This window comes from Rhodospirillales bacterium, assembly GCA_016872535.1.
Lineage (GTDB): Bacteria > Pseudomonadota > Alphaproteobacteria > Rhodospirillales > 2-12-FULL-67-15 > 2-12-FULL-67-15.
Genome location: VGZQ01000054.1, coordinates 1 through 22,492 on the forward strand (window position 1 = coordinate 1; position 22,492 = coordinate 22,492).

Sequence of the window (22,492 nt, forward strand, 5' to 3'; positions counted from 1 at the left end):
AACCAACCGCGCCGACGACATCATCGCCGTCGCTGTCGGTAATTCGCCCGGAGTCTTAGTGGAGGGATTTCTCGTATGCAACGGCGCTCATGCGTGGTCTCTAATTTTCTTGGCAACTTTATTACCTACTGAAAAAGGAAGTTATGCTGCGTTGCAATATCAGGCCATCCTCAGAAATCGGCGCACGCAACCTTGCCGGGACACGGAAAATCATTCGACCGGGAATGAAAGCGGACGCATGTCGAAAACATGTGCCGCCATCCTCCATGCGCACTAAATTGTCCCGATTTACGCCTTGTATTTGCCGACATGTCGGCAACGTTATCGGTACAATCCGGGCCAAAGGAGCGCGACTGGGCGTTCGGATCGACACCCGAAGCGCCGCGTAAACGATGGCCAGGGTCTATGGCGCCCAAACACCTGGGCTAGGCGTCGGTGCCTACGACGTTCGCAGGTGCATCAAAGAAAAATTCACGCGAAAGCGAAATTTTGTCGGATCGATCCGCCCTACTTTGGCATTACTTCAAGCCTTGATAATACGCCTGAAGGATTTTCACCACCTCGGGGCGACTGAACTCGGGCGGAATCGCTTCGCCCTTGGACAGCATTTCGCGCTGCTTGGTGCCGGAGATGTTGACCTGGTCTTCCTTGCCGTGCGGGCAGGTCTTGGCCGTCGCCATGCCGTAACATTTCTTGCAGAAGAACGTGATGTCGATCTTGAGCGGCTTGGTCTCGAGCGCGCCGTCCCAGAGCGTGTCGAAGATGTGCTGCGCATCGAACGGCCCGTAGTAGTCGCCGACACCGGCGTGGTCGCGCCCGACGATGAGGTGCGAGCAGCCGAAGTTTTGGCGAATCAGCGCGTGCAGCAGCGCCTCGCGCGGGCCGGCGTAGCGCATCTCGATCGGATAGCCCGCCTGGATGACGGTCCCGGGAACGAAATAATTTTGGATCATGGCTTCGATCGCCTGGGTGCGAACCTCGGCCGGAATGTCGCCCGCTTTCAGCTTGCCGAGCACCTGATGGATGAACACGCCGTCGGTCACCTCGACCGCGATTTTGGCGAGGTGTTCATGGCTACGGTGCATCGGGTTGCGGGTCTGAAACGCGGCGACGCGCGACCAGCCCTTTTCCGCGAATAGGGCGCGACTTTCGGCCGGGCGCAGATAGAGGCCCTTATACTTGCTCGGATACTCGCCTTCGCTCAGCGCCAGCACGCGCCCGGCGAGGTTGACGGGGCCTTGTTCGTTGACCTTCTGCACGCCTGGGTGCTTGGGGTCGGTTGTGCGGTAGACGTGTTGGTTCTCGAAATCCTTGTCGATCGAATATTTCTCGGAAACCGCGAGGACCGCCATGATCTCCTTCGATTCGGAATCGACCAGCGCGACCTCGTCGCCTTCCCTAATCGTAGCGGCCAGCTCCTGGCTTGCCGAGAGCGTGATGGGAATTGGCCAGAAGAGGCCGTTCTCCATCTTCATTTCGGCGCAGACGCTGCGCCAATCGTCTTGACCCATAAACCCATCGAGCGGCGTATAGGCCCCCATCGCCATCATGATGACATCCGAGGTTTCCCGGCTGGTCATCGGCACCTGCTTGAGTTTCTTCGCGCGCTCAAGTTCCGCCTTCCGTTCGGCGATGGGCGCGAGCAGCGGCTTCAAGGAACCTCCGCCATGCGGATTGACGAGTTTGGACATCGATATCCCCCTGGGTCCTGTAATCCCTAATATTCAAAAAGCGGCGCCAAGATTGCGTTGAGCGCGCGCCCATGTAAAGGCAATATATATTCGCCTTCTAATTTAAAAAGAAAGCAAGAATTTCGCGAGCACTCGGCCGCACTCCCACGCCACCGTCGCCCCCAAAAAAACCGAGGTGACGGCGAAAAGAGGCGGTTTGCTCTCTCCGTTACTTCTACTTCACGGGCACGAACGCGTCCGCGCGCCGCTCGGCCGCCGCGAGGGTCTGCGCGTCGATCTGCTTGCCGACCACGGCCCGGTTCTCGGCCGCGCCGGGATATCCCTGCTTCTCGGCAAGGCGGAACCAAGTGTAGGCCTCACCCCAAGACTCAACCGTAAGCGTTTGCGCCTTGAGCCGGCCCAGTTCGTATTGTGCCGCCGCGTCGCCGCGTGCCGCGGCCGGTTCGGCCCAGCGTTGGGCTTGTGCGATATCCCGCGCGATGCCGTAGCCTTCGCCGTAAACTGTCGCCAGCGCCGATTGCGCCGCGGTGTGGCCCTTGGCGGCAGCCATCTTCAACCACTTGGTCGCGAGTTGGAGATCGGCGAAAACCGCCCCGGTACCTTCGCCAGCGCCCGAGAGATAGAGGAAGCCGAGGGTGAACTCAGCATCACCGTGCCCCTGGGACGCGGCCTTGCCGTACCATTCGGCCGCTTGGCGGTAATCGCGCTTCACCGCCTTGCCGTCGCTGTAGAGCGTACCGAGGTAGTATTGGGCGCCGGCGTCGCCGCCCTCGGCCAGCGCTTTGAGTTCCTTGAACGCAGCTTCGTATTTGCCGGCCCGGTAAGCTTGCCATGCGCCCGCGGTATCGGCGAGAGCGCCGGGGGACCGCACAGCCCACAACAGCGCGGCGATCGCGACTGCCGCTGCGATCGCAATGGAAACTTTTTTCAACATGGCAAATTTCTCCTTTCCGCACGCCCCGCTTTTCGCGCGGTTATGGTTAACGCGCCGTCCTACTGTTCAATTAGGCACAGATACACCGCGCGCAAGCCGAGCCTGTCCCCCGCAAACTGTGCGTTTCAGCGGTCCGTCTTGTGGACAAACCATTGCGCTCCCATATTCGAATCGAACCGTGGTAGGATTTATGAGACGGGTCGACTTGCGACTCGATTTCATTCACTGGGAGGTTGTTATGAGCAAACCCACTCAAGCCCCGCCTGCGTCCGAAACCGGCAAGAGCAGCGGCAACTTGCCGTCGTTCCCCGGCGTCAATCCCGCCGATATCGAGCGCTTCTTCGAAGCCAACCGGACCATGATGCAGAACATGCTCGACGTTAATCGCAGCCTGTTCGAGTTCGCCGACGCCCGTTTCAAAGCCGACGTCGCCGTGTTCGACGATCTGTGCAAGTGCAAAGACTGGCAGTAAGCCTCGAAGATCCAATCGCGCTTCATGAGCAACCTGACCCAGCAGTACTTCGATCAGACCATGAAGCTGATGGAAGCGGCAACCAAGATGCTCGCCACTCAACGCGCAGCGACGCGCGAATAGGACGCGATTACTTGCTGGTGGCGACGTAGACGCCGTCCCAATCGGGCGGGGGCGCGTTTTTTTCGAATTCGGCGATCCGCTCTTCGTACAACTCGTAGAGCCCGCCGAGGTTGAGGCCGTTCATCTTGCTCTTGCAGGTGGCGATCTTCATCCGCGCCAAGTCCCATTTCTGGCCGCGGTAGGCGGCGAGCAGATCGCCGTGCTGTTTCTTGAGGGCGGCGAAATCCGGTGTTTGCGCGAACGCTTCGTCGCCGAGCGCGGTATAGATGCGGACCGCTTCGGTCTTGCCCTTGACCTTGATCTGATCGATTTCGAGTAGCGCCAAGTCGGGCGCCTTGGCCACGGTGTTTTCGCCGACGACGATATCGACCCCGTAAGTCTTGCACTGGCCTTCGAGGCGCGATGCCAAGTTGACGTTGTCGCCCAGCACCGAATAGTCGAAGCGCTGGTCCGAACCCATGTTACCGACCACCACGTCGCCGGAATTGATGCCAGTGCCGATCTTAAGCGGCACGTATTTGCGTTTTTCCTGCTCGGCCTCGGCCTTCAGCTTGTCGTTGAGCGCGGTCATGGTCTTGTTCATCTCAAGGGCCGCCTTGATGGCATGGCGGCCGTGGTCGGCATCGTCGAGCGGCGCGTTCCAGAACGCCATGATGCAATCGCCCATGTATTTGTCGACCGTACCCTGATAGCGGAGGATGACGTCGGTGAGCGGCGTCAGCAGCCGGTTGATGAGTTTGGTCAATCCCTGCGCGTCGAACATCTCGGAGATGGTGGTGAACCCGCGCACATCGCAGAACAGCATGGTCATGTTGCGCATTTCGCCGCCGAGTTTGAGGTGGCTCGGATCCTCCGCCAGCTTCTCGACCATCGCCGGCGACAGGTAATGGGCGAAGGCGGAGCGAACCTGACGGCGCTGAGCTTCTTCCTTGGCGTAGCCGACATAAGTCAGCAGCATATACAGCAGCGACAAGGAGATGATCGCGTATCCGGCATCGAACAACAGCCGTTCGTTGGCGAAGAAGTGCCACGACGTGTACCCCGCGCCGCCCGCGGTCCCCAGGAATAGAAGCGCCGTCCATTTTGCGCCGATGAACGGCACCAGCCAGATCAGCATCAAGCCGCCGCCCAGCAGCAAGGCCATTTCGGCGACTTCGAAATAATTGGGCCGGCTGAGATAGGCTTTCTGTGCCGCGCTTTCGATCAACTGGGCATGGACCTCGACCCCGGGGATCACCGGTTCGGTCGGCACCGCGCGAATGTCAAGCAGTCCGACCGCCGAGGTGCCGACCAGCGCCATTCGATTCGCGATCCTCTTGGGATCGGCGACACCGGAGAGAATGTCCTTGGCGGGAATATATTTTGATTTGTCACTCTTGGAAAAATACGGAAACACTCGACCGTTCCGGTCGGTCGGAATTTTCAAATCCTTAGTAATCGCCATTTCGGTGATGCCGGCGGCGTTGGCCTTGACCAGGATGGTCGGCCGGTTGACCGCGACACGCAGCATCTCGATCGACAGCGAGGGATAGAACTGGTCCTTGTGCAGAAACAGCGTCGGTACCCGGCGAACGATGCCATCCGGTTCCGGCACCAACGAAAAGATTCCGCGGCCGGTGGCAACCGGCTCGATCTCGGCCACGTTGCGGACCAGCGAGCGAAATTCAGGCAGAAAGCGTTTTGGATCCACACCTTCCCCCTGCTTGAGGAAAGCGACGGAAGAGCGAACCGGCGGCGTCGGTTTGGTCTCGATATCCTCCCAATAACCGGCCTGGCCGAGGACGACGCGGCTTTTCTTGATGACCTCGGCTAACAGAACGTCGCCGCCCTTGACCTGCTCAAGGCGCTTGCGGGTTGCCTCGTCGAGACCGTCGAGCGCCTCGATGATGCTGGACGGATTCATCCGGTCCGGTTCGGAGAACACGATGTCGAATGCGACCTGCGCTGCGCCCATCTGCATCGCGTTCTGCACCAGCTGCGCCACGGTCTTGCGCGGCCATGGCCATTGCCCGATTTCGGCGAGGCTCGCTTCGTCGAGGTCGATGATGACCACCGGCTGTTGTTCCGGCGGCGGGATCGGGCGTGGCTTCAGCTGCTGGTAGTAATCGAATGTCTTGAGTCGCAGATATTCAACCGGATAGGGGTTGGCGTTGTAGGCAAAAACCAATGCCGCCAGCAGCGCGAATCCGAGTACGCGCTCCAGGCTGAAGATGCGTTTCAAGATTTTGACCATCGCCCCCTCGACCTCCGCGCGCGAATCGGCCGAACGCGGCCACCCGCGCTTGAAGACCGCGCCATTGTAGCGTTTCGCAATCCCACTCGGTCAAGTCCCGCTAGGTCCGCGCGGCTTGGGCCTCCACGGGTGGAAAAGGCCGCCGGTTCCGCGTATATTTCGAATCCCATGGCAATGATGGACGCCACCAAGAGCGCCTGGCTGATCCCCTTCATCCGGCCGCTACGCCCGGTATTCGCCGAAGTCCTGGCGATGTCGTTCTTCGTCAACGTCATCGCGCTGGCGGTGCCGGTGTTTTCGCTCCAGGTCTACGACCGGGTGATCGGCCACCAGGGTTACAGCACATTGCAAGGCCTGATCATCGGTATGCTGATCGTGCTGGCATTCGATTTCATCCTGCGTCAGGCGCGCTCGCGCATTCTGCAAACGATAGCGCTCCGAATCGACGTCCAGGTCGGACGCGAAATCTTCCGCAAGTTCATTTCGCTGCCGCTGCAAACCCTGGAATCCCGTACCTCGCACCAGTGGCAGGCCCTGTTCCGGGACGTCGACATGGTCCGCAACACCCTCTCGGGCGCGTCGGCGGTGCTGATCTGCGACATCCCCTTCGCGGTGATGTTTCTCGGCCTGATCTTGGCCATTGCCGCGCCGGTGGCGTGGGTGCTGGCGATTGTGCTGCCCGCCTTCATGTTCGTCGCCTGGCGTTCGGCCGGCGCGCTGGCCGAGGCCAACCGCAACGAGCGCGGCAGCTCCATGAACCGCGATAATCTGATCGCGGAAATGATCGCCGGCCGCTCGACCATCAAGGCGCTGGCGCTCGACCGCTCGATGGGACCGATGTGGGAGGACCTCCACGCTTCCAACATCGCCAACGCCATCGCGCGCGGCGCCAAGACCGATTTCTACCAGAACGTCGGCGCCTCGCTGACGATGATCACGACCATCACCATGACCTCGGTCGGCGCGCTCGCTATCATTACCCAAAACATGACCATGGGCGCGCTGATTGCCGCGAACATGCTGAGCGGACGCCTGCTCGGCCCGCTCAATCAACTGGTCAGCCAGTGGCGCACGTTCACGGGCTTTCGCCAGTCGGTCGAACGGCTGGGCGAAGCGTTCGCACTCACGAGCGAACGGCTTGAAGCCGAGGTCCGCCTCGGCCGACCCAAGGGCGAAATCGTCGCCGAACGCGTGGTCTTCAGCTACGCACCCGACCTCGCGCCGGTGATCGACAACGTCAGCGTCGTGCTCAAGCCGGGCGGTATCCACATTTTCGTCGGCCGCAACGGCAGCGGCAAAAGCACTATCATCAAGCTGCTGATGGGGCTCTATCAGCCTCAATCGGGCCGCGTCTTGCTCGACGGCGCCGACATCGCCCAGTTCACCCGTGGCGAGCTGGCAACCTGGATCGGCTACGTACCCCAGGATTGCGTGCTGTTCGCAGGCTCGGTGCGCGACAACATCGCCTACCGGATGCCAGGCGCCACCGATGAACAAGTCATCAAGGCCGCGACCGCCGCCGGCGTCCATCACTTCATCATCGACCTGCCCGACGGTTACGCCACCGATATCGGCGAAGCCGGAAGGCGCCTGTCGGGCGGCCAACGCCAACGCATCGCCATCGCCCGTGCCCTGGTCGGCGACCCCGTCATCCTGGTGCTCGATGAGCCCTCCAGCAGCCTCGATCGCCAGGCGGAGCACGAATTGCGCGCCACCTTGACCGAACTTGCCAAAAATCACACGGTCATCATGGTCACCCACAGCCCGGTCCTGCTGACCGCCGCCGACGATCTGGTGGCGCTTGATCGGGGCAAAGTCGCCCTCGCCGGCCCGTCCAAGGAAATTCTCCCCCGGTTGTTCGGTCAGGCTCCACCGCCCAAGGAAACGCCGGCAAAAGATAGCACGGCCAAGGGTTCCGATACGAAGGACGCAGAATCAAAGAACGTCGTGGCGCCGCCGACGGCACCGCCGGCACCACCATCCCCGCCTCCTGCAAAGGCTCCTTCAGCTGCCGCTCCGGGGGCGCCCCAGCCAGCGGCATCGCCGCCTACGCCGACACCGAAGCCGGTACCGCTTGCGGCTAGGCCCGTCACCCGTCCTGCGCCGCCACAGTCGTCGCAACTGCCAACACCGAAGCCGGTGCCGCTTGCGGCTAAGCCTGTCGCCCGTCCTGCGCCGTCGGCTGCGCCGCCACAGTCGCCGCAGCCGCCAACGCCGAAGTCGGTGCCGCCTGCGGCTAGGCCCGTCACCCGTCCGGCGCCATCGGCTGCGGCCCCGCCCGCCGCCAAACCACAGGCGCCGCAAGCGCCTCGTCCATCGGCACGTCTGGTGCCCGGTCCCGTGACACGGCTTGCCGCCGCCACGACCCCGCCACCTCCGCCGCCCGCGGTCGGCCCGGTTCCGCGCCCCGCCGCCGCCCAACGTCCGCAACCTGGACCAAGACCGTCCACCGCGGCGCCGGGACCGGGACCGTCAAGTAACGACGCCTACGCAAGCTTGGTAGCGCAGTTGACACGCTCAAATTTCGCCCCGACATCTCGACCAAGTCCGACGCCCCCGACTTCGGCGGCGATGGAAACCGCGGTGAAGGCGGGGTATTCCGGCAACAGCCCGCTTGAATTGCCGTCTTCCGCCAACCTATTTTCCGATGGTGACGGCATCGTGCGTCCGACGCCCACAACGAAGCAAAAGCCATGACCACAAAACTCGACGTATTGATAAGCGAAAACCCGCTGCCCAGTTGGCGCGTTCTCGCTTGGCCCGCCATGATCATGATTGCGGTTACTGTCGGTTGGTCTTCGTTGGCCGAACTTGACGAGGTCGCCGTCGCCAATGGCGAGATCGTTCCGCTCGGGCGCGTCAAGGTCGTTCAGCACCTGGAGGGCGGAATCATCAAGGAGATATACGTCCGCGAGGGCGATACGGTGAAAGAAAACCAGCCGCTGATGCTGCTCGATCTTGCCTCGGCCGGCACCAACCGCGAGGAATTGCGCGCCCGCCTCGACGGCCTGCTCCTGGTCGCCGCGCGCCTCGAGGCCGAGGCCAACGGCAAGCAGATCGAATTCCCTGCCGATATCGCCGCCCGTCAGCCAGCCGTACTCGCCGCCCAGCGGCAAACGTTCGAGGCCCGCAAGCGCGAATTGGAATCGACCATTTCGGTGATGCGCGAACAAGTCCGCCAAAAGGAACTTGAAATCCGCGAAATCGATTCCAAGCGCAAGGCGAGCTCGCGCAATCTCGAACTGGCGAAGCAGCGTTTGAAGATGTCGAGTTCGCTGCTCGGATCGGGCCTAACCGCGCGGGTCGAACACCTCAAATTGGAAGCCGAGGTCGAGAGCCTCGAAGGCGAAGTCCAGACTCTGACGTCGTCGATGCCGCGCGCCCAGGCCGCCCTCGCGGAATCGCAGCAGCGCCAACGGGAACTCGAGGTTAAGTTCCGCCGCGAGGCGCAGGACGAACTCAGCAAGACCGAGATCGAGCTTTCACGGGTGCGGGAACTGCTCAGCAAGGCCACGGATCAAGGCGTTCGCGCCGAGGTGCGCAGCCCCAACGACGGCATTGTCAAGAATATGAAGTTCAATACCCTCGGCGGCGTGATCCGACCGGGCGATCCGATCATGGAAATCGTGCCGACCGGCGATAACCTCGTGGTCGAATCCAAGCTCAACCCCACCGACCGGGGTTATGTCGAGCGTGGCCAGCGCGCGTTGATCAAGGTTTCGACCTACGACTTTGCCCGCTACGGCGGACTCGAGGGTGAGGTAATCTTGGTCGCGCCCGATTCGACCACCGACCAGCAGGGCAACGTCTATTTCCGGGTCGTCGTCCACCCCGACAAAACCTATCTCGGCCGCCGCCCAGGCGAACTGCCCATTTCACCCGGCATGCAGGCGACCGTCGACATCCACACCGGCACCAAGTCGGTGATGGAATACATGATCAAGCCGGTACTCAAGCTCCGCCACGAGGCTTTCCGCGAGCGTTGACGCGAATCGTCGCCGCTTTTCATCGCCCTCTAAAGCGACAACCGATTGATTTTCGGCCTTTTTCGTCTATAAATGGCCGGGATCGTACATAATTGCGAACAACCTGGTCCACGGGTGCCGGCTGGCCGTTCGCACACGGCGGCCTTGAACTAAGGGGCTTCGATGTCACTGCCGACGGTATTGGGGCTGCTTCTATCGCTGGCTCTGTTCGCATGGGCCATTGCCACCGGCACGGACAATTACCGCGTTTTCTGGGATGCCCCGAGTCTGATCATCGTGCTCGGCGGCACCATGGCGGGCGCCTTCATCTCCTACGAGGCGCGCTACGTCATTCTCTCCCTCAAGTTGATCGGCCGGATTATCGTCGCGCCCCGGATCGGACGCAATCTGCTTCAAGCCGAGGTCGGCCGCATCATCAAATGGGCCTACATCGTGCAGAAATCGGGCCTGCCGGCCCTGGAAGCGGAAGCGGCCAAGGCGGTCAAGGGCGACAAAATTCTCCGCTTCGGGATCGACCTCGTCGTCAGCGGCTACACCGGGGAAGAAGTGCGCGCGATCATGCAGAATATGATCGACACGTCCTTCGGTCGCAATACGGTCCTGGTGTCGATCCTGAAGGCGATGGGCGCGGCCTCCCCCGCTTTCGGCATGGTCGGCACGCTCGTCGGCCTGGTCATCATGCTCGACAACATGAGCGACCCGTCGGCGCTCGGGCCCGCGCTTGCGATCGCGTTGATTACCACGCTCTACGGCATCCTGTTCGCTCGCTGGATTTTCCTGCCGACCGCATCGAAAGTCCTGCAGCGCGAGGAGATTGTGCGCTTCCGGAACTACCTGGTCGCCGAAGGCTTAGTGCTACTGGCCGACCGCAAGAGCCCCCGCTTCATCCAGGACAAGATGAACAGCTATCTCGACCCGTCGCTCCATTTCAACATCGATAAGATGATGAAGAAGTAAAGTCGGTCGGGAGGAAGGCGCCCATGGCTCCACCGCCGTATCAGGAAGAAGCCGAAGACGAATCGTGGCTGACGACATACGCCGACGCGGTCACCCTGTTGATGGCGTTTTTCGTCATGTTGCTGTCGATGTCGAGCTTCGATGTCGCTAGGTTCGAAAAAGCGGCCGAGGAAATTCGCGGCGATTTCAGCGGCCGGAAGGCGCAAGGCCCCATCTCGCTGATGAAAGAGGAGGTGCAGGACCTCGTCTATGAGGTCCAGGCCGATCAAGCCGTCACCGTCGAGACATCAGGGCGTGGGCTGTCGATCGAGTTGGCGAGCGGTGCCTTCTACAAGTCGGGGTCGTCGGAAATCCGCGAAGAGGCGGTGCCCGTGCTCGCCAAAATCGCCGAAACCCTCGGCGCGCCGCGCTATGCCTATTACCTGTTCTCGGTCGAGGGACATACCGACGACGTTCCGATCAACACGCCGCGTTATCCGTCGAATTGGGAACTGTCGACCGGCCGGGCGACCGCCGTCGTCCGGTTTTTCATCGAGCACGGGCTCGACCCGGAAAAACTCAGGGCGGTCGGTTTCGCCGAAACCCGGCCCAAGGCGGTCAATCGCGACGCGAGCGGCGCGCCGATTCCCGCCAACCAGGCCCTTAATCGCCGGGTGACGATCGAGGTGAGCGCCATGTCGATCGAGGAAAAGAAGATGTTCCAGATGAAAGCCGCCGCCCAGGCCCAGCAGGCTCCGCGCGCCAGTGTCGATCTCGCGCCGGGGAGCAATCGGCCGAACGGGGATCGCCCGGCCTCGGATGGGACTGCGCCCGCGTCCCGGCAGTGAACGCTCCCCTAACGGGGATCAGGCGAAGTCGATTTCCATCCCCTCGCGGCTGACGAAGGCGCCGTCCCAGGCGCGCGATGCCTCTTCGGCCAACCGGTCCATGAAATCGTCGTTGTGATCGGGGTCGTGGTGGAAGATGGCGAGTTTTTTCGCCCCCGCCATCCGGCAAAGCCGCAAGCCTTCGTTCCAGGTCGAATGACCCCAACCGATCCGGCTTGGGAATTCGGCCTCGGTGTAGGTGCTATCGTAAACGACAAGATCGGCTTTATGGATCAGCTTGAGCACGTTGGCATCGTCCTGGCCGGGGACATGTTCGGTGTCCGTGATATAGGTGACGGCGCGTCCGCCATGCTCGATGCGATACCCGGTCGCTCCATTCGGATGGTTGAGCGGCGCGGTCCGGATGTTTACGCCGGGATACAACTCGAATGTGTCGCCGGCATGAAAATCCTCGAAAGAGATTTTAGCGCGCATCGCCTCCAACGGCACCGGAAACATTGGGCTGTGCATTTGCTGGGCCAGCACGCCGCGAATATTGGTTCCCATCTTGAGCAAATGGCCGGCACGGATGCGAACCGTACACGAAGGGTTGTAGGCGGGCCCGAAGAACGGAAACCCGTTGATATGGTCCCAATGAGTGTGGGTCAACAACAGGTCAATGTCGTTCACGCCGTCGCGCGCGAACGACTGGCCGAGCTGGCGAATGCCGGTACCGGCATCGAGCACAAAGCGACGCCCGCCGGCGGCGATTTCGATACAACTGGTATTACCGCCGTAACGAACGTGTTCGGGCGAGGAACAGGCGATACTGCCGCGTACGCCCCAAAATTTGATCCTTAGTCCCATGACCCCACCAACGCGACGGCTTACGTTTGAACGGTGATGGGGGAGCCGACGGACAAACCCAACGCGATGTCCGCCCGCCCGCAGTTCACGGCGATTTCGGCCAACCCATTGGCGTTTTCATACCAGAAGGCTTCCCCCTTGGGAACGTCGCAAAACGTGCGGGAGCGAACAACGGGTTGCCCGCCGCCAAGTACCAGAATGGCCTTGGGGGGGATGGTCCCGGCCCTCAGTCCCGTCATGGCGTTGCCGAAATGGTCAATGTAAATCACTTCCCCGAGGTCATCCGGCCAATCACGGCCGACCAGATCGTTTGCTGAAATCGGGACCAGTCCGTCCGGCCCGATTCCCGTGCCGGGCAAGGCCGCAGCAATCCGCGCCGCGATCGGCGCGAATAGGTCCCGACCGTGGAAACTGGCCGACAGACGTTCTGGCCGCCAAGTGATGTGCCACCACGCTGCGGCTCTGGCCCGGCGCGCCGCCATAGCGAGCAGACCGTTGTCGGGTCCCACCAACCAGCGGCCATCCGCTTCCAGCGCCAATGCCCGGCGCGATCCGCCGACTCCCGGATCGACAACGCAAACGAACGTCGTCGAGGCTGGAAACTCGTCGACATACGCTGCGAGCAGATAAGCCGATCGCCTGGGATCGTGAGCGGGAGCGTCGGCGAACAAATCGACGATCCGCGCGGAGGGAAATTCCTTCAAGATCGCCCCGTGCATTTGCCCCATGTAGGGGCCGGCGAGGCCGAAATCGGTGAACAGCACGATCATGGTTGGGAATCCCGAACGCATGATCGCCCGCGCCGCCACGGCCTACAAACGAAAAGAGCGTCCCCTCCCGGGGACGCTCGAATCGCATGCGCCTTCCCGCGCGCGTCAGGGCGCGTGAGCGGCAAACGAAGGCGACAAGTCGAGCATTTCCTTCCTCAACTTGCCCAAAGCGCGGGCCTCGAGCTGGCGTACCCGCTCGCGGCTGACGCCGTAGATCCGGCCCAAGTCCTCGAGGGTGGCCGGATTTTCCTTCAAGCACCGTTCGGTCAGGATCTCGCGTTCCCGCCGCGGCAGTCTGGCCAATGCGGCGTGAAGGGCTTTCTTGCGCTGCCCATACTCCTCGCGCTCGGCGTATTCGGCTTCGGGGCTGGCCCGTTCGTCGACCAAGGAATCCTGGAACTGCGCGCCGTCCTCGTCGCCGATCGGCGCGCTCAACGATACGTCGCGCGCCATCAGGCGGCGATTCATGGCTACGAGGTCGCCCTCCGGCACGTCAAGCTCGCGCGACAGCCGCTTGGCTACTTCCGGCGACAGATCGGCGTTATCGGCGACCTTGAGCTTGTTCTTGATGCCGCGCAGGCTGAAGAACAGTTTTTTCTGCGCCGAAACCGTGCCCATCTTGACCATCGACCACGACTTCAGGATGTATTCGGTGATCGCGGCCCTGATCCACCAGATCGCGTAGGTCGATAGCCGAAAACCGCGTTCGGGCTCGAATTTCTTGACGGCCTTCATCAGGCCGATGTTGCCCTCCGACATCAAATCGGCCAGCGGCAGCCCGTAGCCGCGATACCCCATGGCGATCTTCGCGACCAAGCGCAGGTGGCTGGTGACCAACCGATGCGCGGCATCCACATCGCCGCGCTCGCGGTAACGGCGCGCAAGCATGTATTCTTCCCGCGCTTCGAGGATCGGAAACTTCCAGATTTCACGCAAATAGCCTTGCACTCCGCTGTCGGGCGGAACGATGGGAAGGGTCAGCGTGGTAACAGGCATCGGTCTTCTCCCTGATGATCCGGTTTCAACGCGCCTCGGTCGAATACCCGAAGGCGACAAACCGCCCTCCGGAGCTCGCTCCGGACGGGCAATTCCCAATGAAAGCCTCGTTAGGGATTGCGCGTCGTCTTGATCGATTCGATCATGGGCGTATCCTCCATCGGAAGCGATAAGCCGGGGCGGCCCACCCGAAGGTCGGGCCTTTAACCGATCGGTCCCATCAAGGGCCCCGATCCGCGAGCAATCTAGACCAAGTGTGTATTAGAGTCAACAAATAAGTCGAGTTTCCGTTTTGAATCAAGTAATTACTGGAATGCTAGTCGGGTGGGCTTTGGCCAAAACCCCCCGTTTCCCAGCCTTGGTCGAAAAATCCCGGAAGAACCGACATAGGCCGGCCATGCATGCCTGGAAAGGGACAGAATCGAGAGGGTCATTGACGGTAAAAGATACAGTTGTGGCCCTTCTCTGGTCCGGAACTCCCATCGGTCACCGCGCGGCCGGGATATTTAAAGGAGTTATCATGAAAGTTTCCCCTCCTGACCGCGAGGACGCCTCACGGTAAAATGTATCAACCGCGGGCAGCAATGGAGGATGTAGATCATGAGTGGCGCGGCGACCGAAGTCGATCTGACGTACCATTACGACGTGCGGTGCTTTTCGGACCGTTTTGCCCTAGCTCTCACGAAGCTGCTGCGATTTTCGCGGACACGTTTTTCGCCAAACGTTACGGGCATCGCGCGGTCGTTTTAGAAACGGTCGCCGCCGTGCCGGGCATGGTCGCGGCGACGCTCAACCACCTCAAGAGCCTTCGCCGCATGAGCGACGACGAAGGCTGGACTGAAACCTTGCTCAATGAGGCGGCCAATGAGCGCATGCACCTGATGACATTTATCGCGGTGGCTCGGCCGACATGGTTTGAGCGCATGTTGATCGTGCTGGCGCAAGGCATCTTCTACAACGCGTTTTTCCTGCTTTATTTGATTGCGCCCGGGACCGCGCACCGAATGGTAGGCTATTTCGAGGAGGAAGCGGTCGTCAGTTACACCAACTACCTTGCCGAAATCGATGTTGGTCGCTTACCCAACGTCGCCGCCCCGCCCATCGCCATTAAATATTGGAAACTGCGCCCCGAAGCGACGCTACGCGATGTTATCATCGCCGTGCGCGCTGACGAAGCGGGCCATCGCGATGTCAATCATCGTTTCGCGAATCAACTCTCTTCTTTTGCCAATTCTGCCAACACGCCAACGCCGTAGAAAGAGTCCGGCCAGGCTTCGAGCCGCAGTTCAACTGGGGTAAGTCGTCGGGAACGGCCGCGTCGAGAACAGCGCTTCGATGAATGCACGCAAGGCGTTCGCGCGGATTGATTTTCCCGCGTGACTCTACGCCGTCCGCATCAACTCGCGGGATAAGCTCTATTCGCGGGGGGAATCGGTGCTGGAAATCTGATCCGGGTGGACCAAACGGTAGGAAATCTGATCCGAGTCGCCCCCTTCGCCCGGCAAATCGGGCTTGGCCGGCGTGGTCGCCGTTTCCGGCGGCGCGATATCCGGCTCGATCAGGCCGAGATCCGGGATCGGGGGAAGCTTGAGATCGCGACCATTGGAAATTTCGGCCGCGCGTTTCTGCCGATAGAGGCTGCGGATCGCGGCGTAATAGTCGATCGAGGTCTTTTTGACCTGCTCGAGGTCGCCGCGAACGCTCGAATATTCGTCGATGCCCTTGATGCCGGTGCGAGTCCACTTCTCGACGTCGCGATCGGTGTTGGCGAACCAAAGGCCGAGCGGATCGAAGTACCCATCCACCAGGAGCTTGCCCACGGCATCGCGCGGGTTCGAAGGCCCGAGAAGAGGCAGCACGACGTAAAACATCTCGCCAACACCCCACACGCCCAAGGTCTGGCCAAAATCCTCGCTGTGGCGCTTGACGCCGAGTTCGCCGGCCACGTCGATCAGGCCGCCCATGCCGACGGTGGAATTGACCACGGCGCGGCCGAGCGTTTCCAACGCGCGCTGCGGCTCGCCTTGCAATACGTCGTTGGCGAGAACGATCGGGGTCGCGAGATTATTGAGGATGTTGCGAATTCCTTCGCGCACCACGGCCGGCAACACTTCTTCGTAAACTTGGCTGAGCGGCCCAAGCAGATAGTCGAGAAATACCTCGTTGAACGCGAAGATGGCCCGGTTCACCGGCTCAAGCGGATCGTTGACGTCATCCTCGACAGGCTTGGCGTCCGAGCCTTGGGACGCCTGCGCGACCTCCGGGGTCGACAGAGCCGCAGCGGCGGCGATGCCTTCCGCCGTGATCTCAGAGGCGCTGGTCGCCTCCTGTATACCGACGGTGCCAAATGCGACCGCTGCCGCGAGAAGGACAAGCCTGACGCCGGCGCGCGCTGAGGCGAGCAACGAGATGATTTTGTTCACGGGAGCTAAGTCCTTGCTCTTTAGTCGTCTTTTTGTCCTGGGCCGATTTGCACGCGAAACCCACCACCGGCATCCGGTCTGTCTGTCAGATCGATCCGATATCGTTGTTTTTACGTAAACTTCAAACGGGTCGCAACGGGGGGAACGCCACTATGCCGAAACCCTGTGGCATTTTTCCCACACTCATGGAACTCGTTGAGTTTGCTCGCAATTCAGGTTAGGTATGCCTCGACAACATAGGATTTCGGCAATGTTTTCACGGTTCAAGTTGTACAGAAAGGTTTTGGCCGCGTTATTGGGCTTGGTTTGGATTATTCCGACTCCCGCCATTTCCGGGGATTCGCCGCAAGCCATCGTCGCTCAGTTTCAAAGCGCCCTGGTCGAGGTGATGAAGGAAGCCAAAACCCTCGGAGTACGCGGTCGCTTCGAGCGCCTGAATCCGATCGTCGACCACGCGTTCCATATCCCGCTCATGGCTCAGATCGCGACCGCCGCCGCCTGGGCCGAAACCAGCGACGATAGGCGCCGCGACATGGTCAACGCCTTCCGGCGCATGAATATCAGCACCCTTGCCACCCTGTTCGACGGCTACAGCGGCGAGACGTTCAAAATCGTCGGCGAGCGTGACGGCCCGCAAAACACGCGTATCGTCGAAACAGTACTGACAAAATCGGACAAATCGACCAACGAAATCGCCTACGTTGCTCGTCAGTTCTCGTCGCGGTGGTACTTGATTGACGTGGTGGTCGATCGGGGCATCAGCGAGATCTCGGTACGCCGTTCCGAATATGCCCGCATCCTCAAAGACCAGGGCATCGACGGGCTGATCAAGACCCTCAACGACAAGGCCGACGAATTGTTGTCCACTCCAAGAGCCGCAAACTGACGCATGATGACGCACGTATTGGCTTCGATGTCGCCCGCGCGCCGGTTTTTGCCGGCGCTGGCCGTGCTGTTTGCCTTGACGCCCACGCCGGCGCAAGCGAATACGCCGAGCGCCGTGATCGACGATTTCCACGCCCAACTCATCGCCACGATGAAGGAAGGTCCCGCCCTCGGCTATGCTGGCCGCGTTCGTCGCCTGGAGCCGGCCGTGACGCGCGCCTTTCACCTACCGGTCATGATTCAGGTCGCGACCGGCGCCCACTGGCGACAGGCGACACCGGCTCAGCACAACGCCCTCGTCGCCGCCTTCACCCGTTTCAGTACCGCGACCTATGCCAAAAACTTCAAAAAATTCGCCGGCGAAGCGTTTGAAACCCTGGGCGAGCGTCCGGGCCCGCAGAACACCACCTTGGTCGATACCCGCCTCGTCGAATCCGACGGCAACAAGGTCGAAATCATCTATGTTATGAAAAAAGGGCCGGATGCCTGGAAAGTGGTCGACGTGATCGTGGATAAGGGAATCTCGGAACTGGCCTTGCGCCGTTCGGAGTTTTCCCGGGAACTGAGGGACGCAGGCGTCGATTCGCTGGTCAGGACCTTGAACCGCAAGGCCGACGAGCTCGGCGCCGACCCCGCCTGATTCAACGCGCCGGCCGCGCCGCGTAGACCGCCCCGAACGCCGCGCCGAGCAGCAGCCACACCAACTCGCGCGCCCGCCGCACCAGGGCCATCGCGACTCCAAGCGCCGGCCCCCCGGTCATCACCGAAAACACCAGCAGAAATGCGCCTTCCTGCGCGCCGACCGCGGCCGGAATGAAGAATGCCGCCGAGCGAATCAACTGCGCGACCGATTCGATGATCCAGGCGTCGGCGAACGACACCGGATGGCCGAGATAAATCATCGCGACGTAGATCTCGACCGCGCCCACCGCCCAATTCAGGAATGCGAGCGCGATCGCCGCGACAAAACGGCCGCGATTCTGCGTGTAAAAGCGGATCAAGCGTTCGTCCATGTCCCGGATGTGGTGGAGAACGTCGTTGATCCGCTCCAGCCATCGCCGGCGCCCCAACCACGTTCCGGTCGCCGAGGCGATCCTGAGCCGTTGCGCATAGAAGAAGATCGCGGTCGCGGCGATGAAGGCCAGCAACCCGACGACGGCGAGTCCCTTGAAATGTCCCGGCAGGTCGGACGCCCACACGGCCGCGAACCCGATGACCAGAAACAGAACCTGCGACACCATGTTGATGGTCCGGCCGAGAATGATTGAGGCCGTGCCCTCGCGGTAGCCGAGGCCGTAATGCTTGTTGAGCAGCATCGCCTTGACCGGTTCGCCGCCCATGCCGGCCGCCGGCATGACGTTGTTGAACACCTCGCCCACCATCCGCACCTTGAACGCGCGCCACAACCAGCGCGCGTTGAGCGGCACGCCGGCCATCGCCATCTGCCAGGTGAACGAATCGATCACGAACCCGAAGGCGTAAAGTACGATCAGCACGGCCATGCCGCCGGCGCCGACCAGAACCGCCAGCGACCAGACCTCGGCGAACTCGACTTCGGCGAACACGGCCGCCAGCAACCCGACCCCGACCGCGACATAGAGGACTTTTAGCGCGCGCACGATGGGGTTCTCCGGAGGCGCCGCCGCGCGCTCATACGTGGAATTCCCGCGCCCGCTTGATCAGGGCGGTCATCCAATAAACCTGCGCCCCGACCGCGCCCGCCGGCAGAAGCACCCACAACACGTCGAATGCCGCGAGCGCCAGGACGATGAAGCAGAAATCCGCCCGCGTCAGCTCGCGGAACACGAATAGAATCCATTCCCCGGTCGTTTGTGGCTTCTGTGCGTTATCCGGGGCCCTGCGCCAGGTCTGGTCGGGATCGTCGCTAGCGGACGTGACGTCGCGGATACCGTGGAGAAAACCGATGAAATAGTTGATGGTCGCGCCCGCTGCCGCAGCAAGCCCAAGCCAGTTCCAATACGCCTTCCCCGTCACTACCGTCACGCCGACGCCGAGGCCCCAGAAGAAGGCCGCGTGCACGATCCAGTCGACGAAACTATCGAAATGCATCCCAAACGGAGAGCATTGGTTCTTGAGCCGGGCGATTTCGCCGTCGCAATGGTCGAGGACATAGGCAACGAACAAGAGAAACCCCGAGGCCAGCGATGCCCCCCAAGTTCCTTGCGCCGCCGCCCACGCCGCAGCGAGCCCGACCAGGAGCGACATGGCCGTCACCTGATTGGCGCTGACCGGAAACCGCACCAGAACACCGGTCACCGGGCGCGAGAAGCGGCGAATCAACGGGAAAAGCGAGTTTGCGGACATAAAACAATACTAGCTCATACAGACGGAGTTTCGTAGCGCCGCATAAAGACCGCCATGGCCACCGGCAGAGCGACGAGCGCCGAGGCGAGCGTCAGAATCATCGCCGCCGTCAGCAGGATGCCCAAGCTCGCCATGCCCCAATGTTCGGCCAGAGCGATGCTGGCGAAGGAAGCGATCGTCGTCATCGCCGACAGGGCCATGGCCCGCGGCGTCGAGCTGGCGAGCGCCGCCGCCAAGTTTTCGGCCGCGCGCGCGCGTAATACCAGATGGATCCCGTACACCACGCTCATGCCGAACAGCAGCGGCAGGACAATAACATTAGCGTAATTGAGGGGGATTGCGGCCAGCACCGAAAACGCGCCGGTCAGGATCGTCGCCAGCGCCGCCGGGAGCAAGGCGAGCAAAACGTCTCGGAACCGGCGCAAGGTCGCATACAACAGCGTGACGATGGCGGCGAGCGCGAGGGCGGTCGCCTCGGCGAAGGCGCCGACGATCGCGCGGCCGCTTTCATACAACACAACCGGCGAGCCGGTGACCGCGGGCGTCACGGTGCGGATCGCGCCAACGAACCGGCGGAGTGCCTCCTGATCGCGAAGGTCGTCGCGCGGCACGATTTCGAGGCGCACCCGGCCGTCCGGCGCGACGTATTGGCGGCGCAACTCCTCGGGGAAGTCGGCGAGCGTAACCGGCCCGGCGCCAAGCGCCTGTTTGAGAACTTCGAGCCGGCCCGGCAGCGACGCGAGCAACCGGGCGTCGAGGTCGCGCCAGCGTTCCGCCCCGCCACCCGCCGGTCCCAACACATGGCCGCGCAGTAATCCGGCGAGCCGACCCGCGCTAGACGCCGCTTCGCCGCCCGGGATGGCAGCCAAGCGCACGAGGCGATCGGCCAGCCCAAGGAACGCCGCGCGCAATTCCGGTTCGGTCGGCGGATCGGCGCGTTTTTCTCCTTCCAGGGCGGGCATCAGAAACAACGCCATATCGGCAATCAGGTCGAGTTTTTCAGGTTGGCGCTTGGGCTCGAAATCCAGGATCGAGCGCGTCTCATCGACCTCGGGCAATTCGGCGAACCGCCGCGCCAACACTTCCGCTTCGGATGGGTCCTTGGCCAGTACCGTCGCCGCGTAGCGTCCCGCCTGCCCGTCGTCCTGCAGGGCGCGCAGGACGCGAACCGATTCCGCCTTGGGCGCCTTGAGATTGAGCGGATCGAAGTCGAATGTCGTCCGGCTCGCCGCCGCGCCGCCGAACACCGCCACGATTGCGAGTGCGATCGCTAGTCCCCGGTGATGGCGGATCAAGCCGCTCCAATAGGCGCGGCTTTTCCCGCCCGGAGATTCTGTCGCGGCCGAAAACCGCCGGGCAAGCCGAGCGGTGGTGCCGAACAGCGCGATCAAAGCCGGCACCACCGTCAGGTTCGTGACCAGTGCGACAAACATGCCGACGCCGGCGATCACCCCCAACTGGGCAAGGCCGCGATAATCGGTCGGCGCGAACGCAAAAAAGCCGATCGCGGTCGCGATCGCGCTCAAGGCCAGGGCGGCACCGACATCGCCGCCGCCGTCGGCGAGCGCGGACACCGCCGCCTCGCCCTGCGCCCGGCGCTCGACGAACCGCAGGCAAAAATGAATGCCGAAATCCACGCTCAGGCCCACGAACAACACCACGAATGTCACCGACAGCAGATTCAACTCGCCGAACAGCGCGATGCCGACGGACGCCGTCCACACCAGCCCCATCACCAGGGCGACGACGATCGCGACGCCCATACGCAACGATCGCAGGCCGCCGAAGACGATGGCCGCAACCACGGCGAGCGAAAGCAAAGACGCTAGGCCCACGCTCGATTCGACCGCCTTCAATTCCTCGTGGTTCAAGGCGGCGGAACCGGTCAGCCGCACGCTCACGCCGCGTTCGGGAACCAACCCCGCATCCCGGGCAATCCGGCGCAATTCGCTCATTGCCTTGCCTGCCGGAGCGAGTGAGGCGTTATCGAGGAGGGGTTGGATTAACAGGAAACGGCGGCGGTCCTTGGGCGCCGAAACCTCGCCCGACATGACATCCTGCCACGACAATTGCTTAAAGCGCCCGTCGCGTTGCGCCTCGATCACGTCGGAAATCGCGTCCAACGCGGTTCCGATCTCGATCGGCGCGGCCACCGGATCCTTCAGAATTTCCTCGGCCGCGAGATCGAGCATGGCGGCAAGCCCGCGCAGCGTGTGATCCCGCCATAGGGCGCCGAGAAACGGCTGCGCCCGCGCCAAGCGGTCGCCGAGGTCGCTCAGGTCATCGACCGACTTGAAGAGCAATCCGTGACGGCGGAAAAACGGATCGCCCGCCTGATCCATGACTCGGCCGAACAGCTCGGGACGCTCGCGCAGGCGCGCGGCGAGCGCGTGCGCGGCGTCGTCGGCAAGGTCCGACGTATCGCCTTCTACCACCACCAGGATGTTGTCGGAAAATTGCGGGAAGGCCCGGCTCACCTCCCGGCTCAGTTTCCGGAACGGAAGCTCCGGATTGAGCATGTCGGTGGTGTCGGTATTGACGCGGAAGTTCATCGCGAAATATGCGCCGCTGGCGGCGGTCAGCAGCAACGCGGCCGCGAGCACGCTCTTGGCGTGGCGACAGCAGAAGAGCACCAAGGCCCGGGCGGCCCGGCGGGAGACATCGGCCAGCGGGATACTCATGAAATCGTCATTTCAGGGACGGGGTCCGCACGCATATAAGGCTCCCGTCTCCGCCCCGGCAAGGGGTTGATTGGTCCGCGCCGACCATCGAATTATTTGACAGAATGGGGGGAACCGCCGAGTCTGAACGCCGAAACGAGTCGCTTCTCCGCCGGACGCGCCGCGTCATGCCCATGAACAATCCGCCTTGGGACCAGCGTATCGCCCGCGTGCTCGTGCGCCCGCTCGTGCGCACGCCGATCACGCCCAATCAATTGACCGTATTCACCCTGGTCGTTGCGCTGGCGGGCGCCAGTTTGCTCGCGGCAGGCAACCCCGCGGCCGCCAACTGGGGCGCGGGCCT

Annotated in this window: 18 protein-coding genes and 1 pseudogene; 9 read left to right on the top strand and 10 right to left on the bottom strand. The window is 62.2% G+C overall.

Annotated elements, in window-relative coordinates:
* Positions 1-518 precede the first annotated feature (518 nt).
* Positions 519-1,691 (bottom strand): sulfate adenylyltransferase, encoded by a 1,173-nt coding sequence (sat, locus tag FJ311_11220; GenBank protein ID MBM3952011.1) that lies wholly within the window; start codon positions 1,689-1,691, stop codon positions 519-521.
* Between the two features lie 214 nt (positions 1,692-1,905).
* Positions 1,906-2,625: a sel1 repeat family protein gene (locus FJ311_11225; protein ID MBM3952012.1), complete on the bottom strand. Its 720-nt coding sequence runs from the start codon at positions 2,623-2,625 to the stop codon at positions 1,906-1,908.
* A 238-nt stretch (positions 2,626-2,863) separates the two neighbouring features.
* Here FJ311_11225 and FJ311_11230 point away from each other — a divergent pair, with 238 nt between their 5' ends.
* A complete protein-coding gene (locus FJ311_11230) occupies positions 2,864-3,097 on the top strand; it encodes a hypothetical protein (protein MBM3952013.1) in 234 nt (77 codons plus the stop codon).
* A 130-nt stretch (positions 3,098-3,227) separates the two neighbouring features.
* On the opposite strand, the gene FJ311_11235 is transcribed toward FJ311_11230, so the two are convergent.
* The gene (locus FJ311_11235) at positions 3,228-5,453 is read right to left on the bottom strand and encodes an adenylate/guanylate cyclase domain-containing protein (GenBank protein MBM3952014.1); all 2,226 of its coding nucleotides are present in this window, start codon (positions 5,451-5,453) and stop codon (positions 3,228-3,230) included.
* 168 nt (positions 5,454-5,621) lie between these two features.
* On the opposite strand from FJ311_11235, the gene FJ311_11240 reads away from it, so the two are divergent.
* The 4 genes from FJ311_11240 to FJ311_11255 all read left to right on the top strand — a co-directional run bounded on the left by FJ311_11240 (position 5,622) and on the right by FJ311_11255 (position 11,223).
* Entirely contained in the window at positions 5,622-8,150 is a 2,529-nt protein-coding gene (locus FJ311_11240) for an ATP-binding cassette domain-containing protein (protein ID MBM3952015.1), read from the top strand.
* Positions 8,147-9,439 carry an HlyD family type I secretion periplasmic adaptor subunit gene (locus FJ311_11245; GenBank protein MBM3952016.1) on the top strand — a complete coding sequence of 431 codons (1,293 nt, stop codon included), beginning with the start codon at positions 8,147-8,149 and terminating at the stop codon, positions 9,437-9,439. The genes FJ311_11240 and FJ311_11245 overlap by 4 nt, the downstream gene beginning before the upstream one ends.
* Positions 9,440-9,601: 162 nt before the next feature.
* Complete coding sequence (locus FJ311_11250; GenBank protein MBM3952017.1) at positions 9,602-10,396, top strand: flagellar motor protein MotA; 795 nt, start codon at positions 9,602-9,604, stop codon at positions 10,394-10,396.
* 23 nt (positions 10,397-10,419) lie between these two features.
* Positions 10,420-11,223: a hypothetical protein gene (locus FJ311_11255; GenBank protein MBM3952018.1), complete on the top strand. Its 804-nt coding sequence runs from the start codon at positions 10,420-10,422 to the stop codon at positions 11,221-11,223.
* Between the two features lie 18 nt (positions 11,224-11,241).
* Here FJ311_11255 and FJ311_11260 read toward each other — a convergent pair whose 3' ends face one another.
* The 3 genes from FJ311_11260 to rpoH all read right to left on the bottom strand — a co-directional run bounded on the left by FJ311_11260 (position 11,242) and on the right by rpoH (position 13,835).
* Positions 11,242-12,069: an MBL fold metallo-hydrolase gene (locus tag FJ311_11260; protein MBM3952019.1), complete on the bottom strand. Its 828-nt coding sequence runs from the start codon at positions 12,067-12,069 to the stop codon at positions 11,242-11,244.
* 20 nt (positions 12,070-12,089) lie between these two features.
* On the bottom strand, positions 12,090-12,839 hold the full coding sequence (locus FJ311_11265; protein MBM3952020.1) for an SAM-dependent chlorinase/fluorinase: 750 nt from the start codon (positions 12,837-12,839) through the stop codon (positions 12,090-12,092).
* A 105-nt stretch (positions 12,840-12,944) separates the two neighbouring features.
* On the bottom strand, positions 12,945-13,835 hold the full coding sequence (gene rpoH, locus FJ311_11270; protein ID MBM3952021.1) for an RNA polymerase sigma factor RpoH: 891 nt from the start codon (positions 13,833-13,835) through the stop codon (positions 12,945-12,947).
* A 600-nt stretch (positions 13,836-14,435) separates the two neighbouring features.
* Here rpoH and FJ311_11275 point away from each other — a divergent pair.
* Positions 14,436-15,091, top strand: a pseudogene (locus tag FJ311_11275) (oxidase).
* A 159-nt stretch (positions 15,092-15,250) separates the two neighbouring features.
* Here FJ311_11275 and FJ311_11280 read toward each other — a convergent pair.
* Positions 15,251-16,360 (bottom strand): VacJ family lipoprotein, encoded by a 1,110-nt coding sequence (locus FJ311_11280; GenBank protein MBM3952022.1) that lies wholly within the window; start codon positions 16,358-16,360, stop codon positions 15,251-15,253.
* 121 nt (positions 16,361-16,481) lie between these two features.
* On the opposite strand from FJ311_11280, the gene FJ311_11285 reads away from it, so the two are divergent.
* Both FJ311_11285 and FJ311_11290 read left to right on the top strand, forming a co-directional pair.
* Positions 16,482-17,144, top strand: coding sequence for a hypothetical protein (locus tag FJ311_11285; protein MBM3952023.1), 663 nt, complete (start codon positions 16,482-16,484; stop codon positions 17,142-17,144).
* Positions 17,145-17,147: 3 nt separating this feature from the next.
* Positions 17,148-17,783 (top strand): toluene tolerance protein, encoded by a 636-nt coding sequence (locus tag FJ311_11290; protein ID MBM3952024.1) that lies wholly within the window; start codon positions 17,148-17,150, stop codon positions 17,781-17,783.
* A 1-nt stretch (position 17,784) separates the two neighbouring features.
* Here the strand turns inward: FJ311_11290 and FJ311_11295 are convergent, their stop codons facing one another.
* From FJ311_11295 to FJ311_11305, 3 genes are read right to left on the bottom strand one after another with little or no spacing between them, the layout of a single operon-like run.
* Complete coding sequence (locus FJ311_11295; GenBank protein MBM3952025.1) at positions 17,785-18,765, bottom strand: flippase-like domain-containing protein; 981 nt, start codon at positions 18,763-18,765, stop codon at positions 17,785-17,787.
* 28 nt (positions 18,766-18,793) lie between these two features.
* A complete protein-coding gene (locus tag FJ311_11300) occupies positions 18,794-19,468 on the bottom strand; it encodes a CDP-alcohol phosphatidyltransferase family protein (protein MBM3952026.1) in 675 nt (224 codons plus the stop codon).
* A gap of 14 nt (positions 19,469-19,482) precedes the next feature.
* Positions 19,483-22,149: a hypothetical protein gene (locus FJ311_11305; GenBank protein ID MBM3952027.1), complete on the bottom strand. Its 2,667-nt coding sequence runs from the start codon at positions 22,147-22,149 to the stop codon at positions 19,483-19,485.
* Between the two features lie 167 nt (positions 22,150-22,316).
* Here FJ311_11305 and FJ311_11310 point away from each other — a divergent pair.
* A partial coding sequence (locus tag FJ311_11310; GenBank protein ID MBM3952028.1) for a CDP-alcohol phosphatidyltransferase family protein occupies positions 22,317-22,492 on the top strand: 176 nt, incomplete at its 3' end.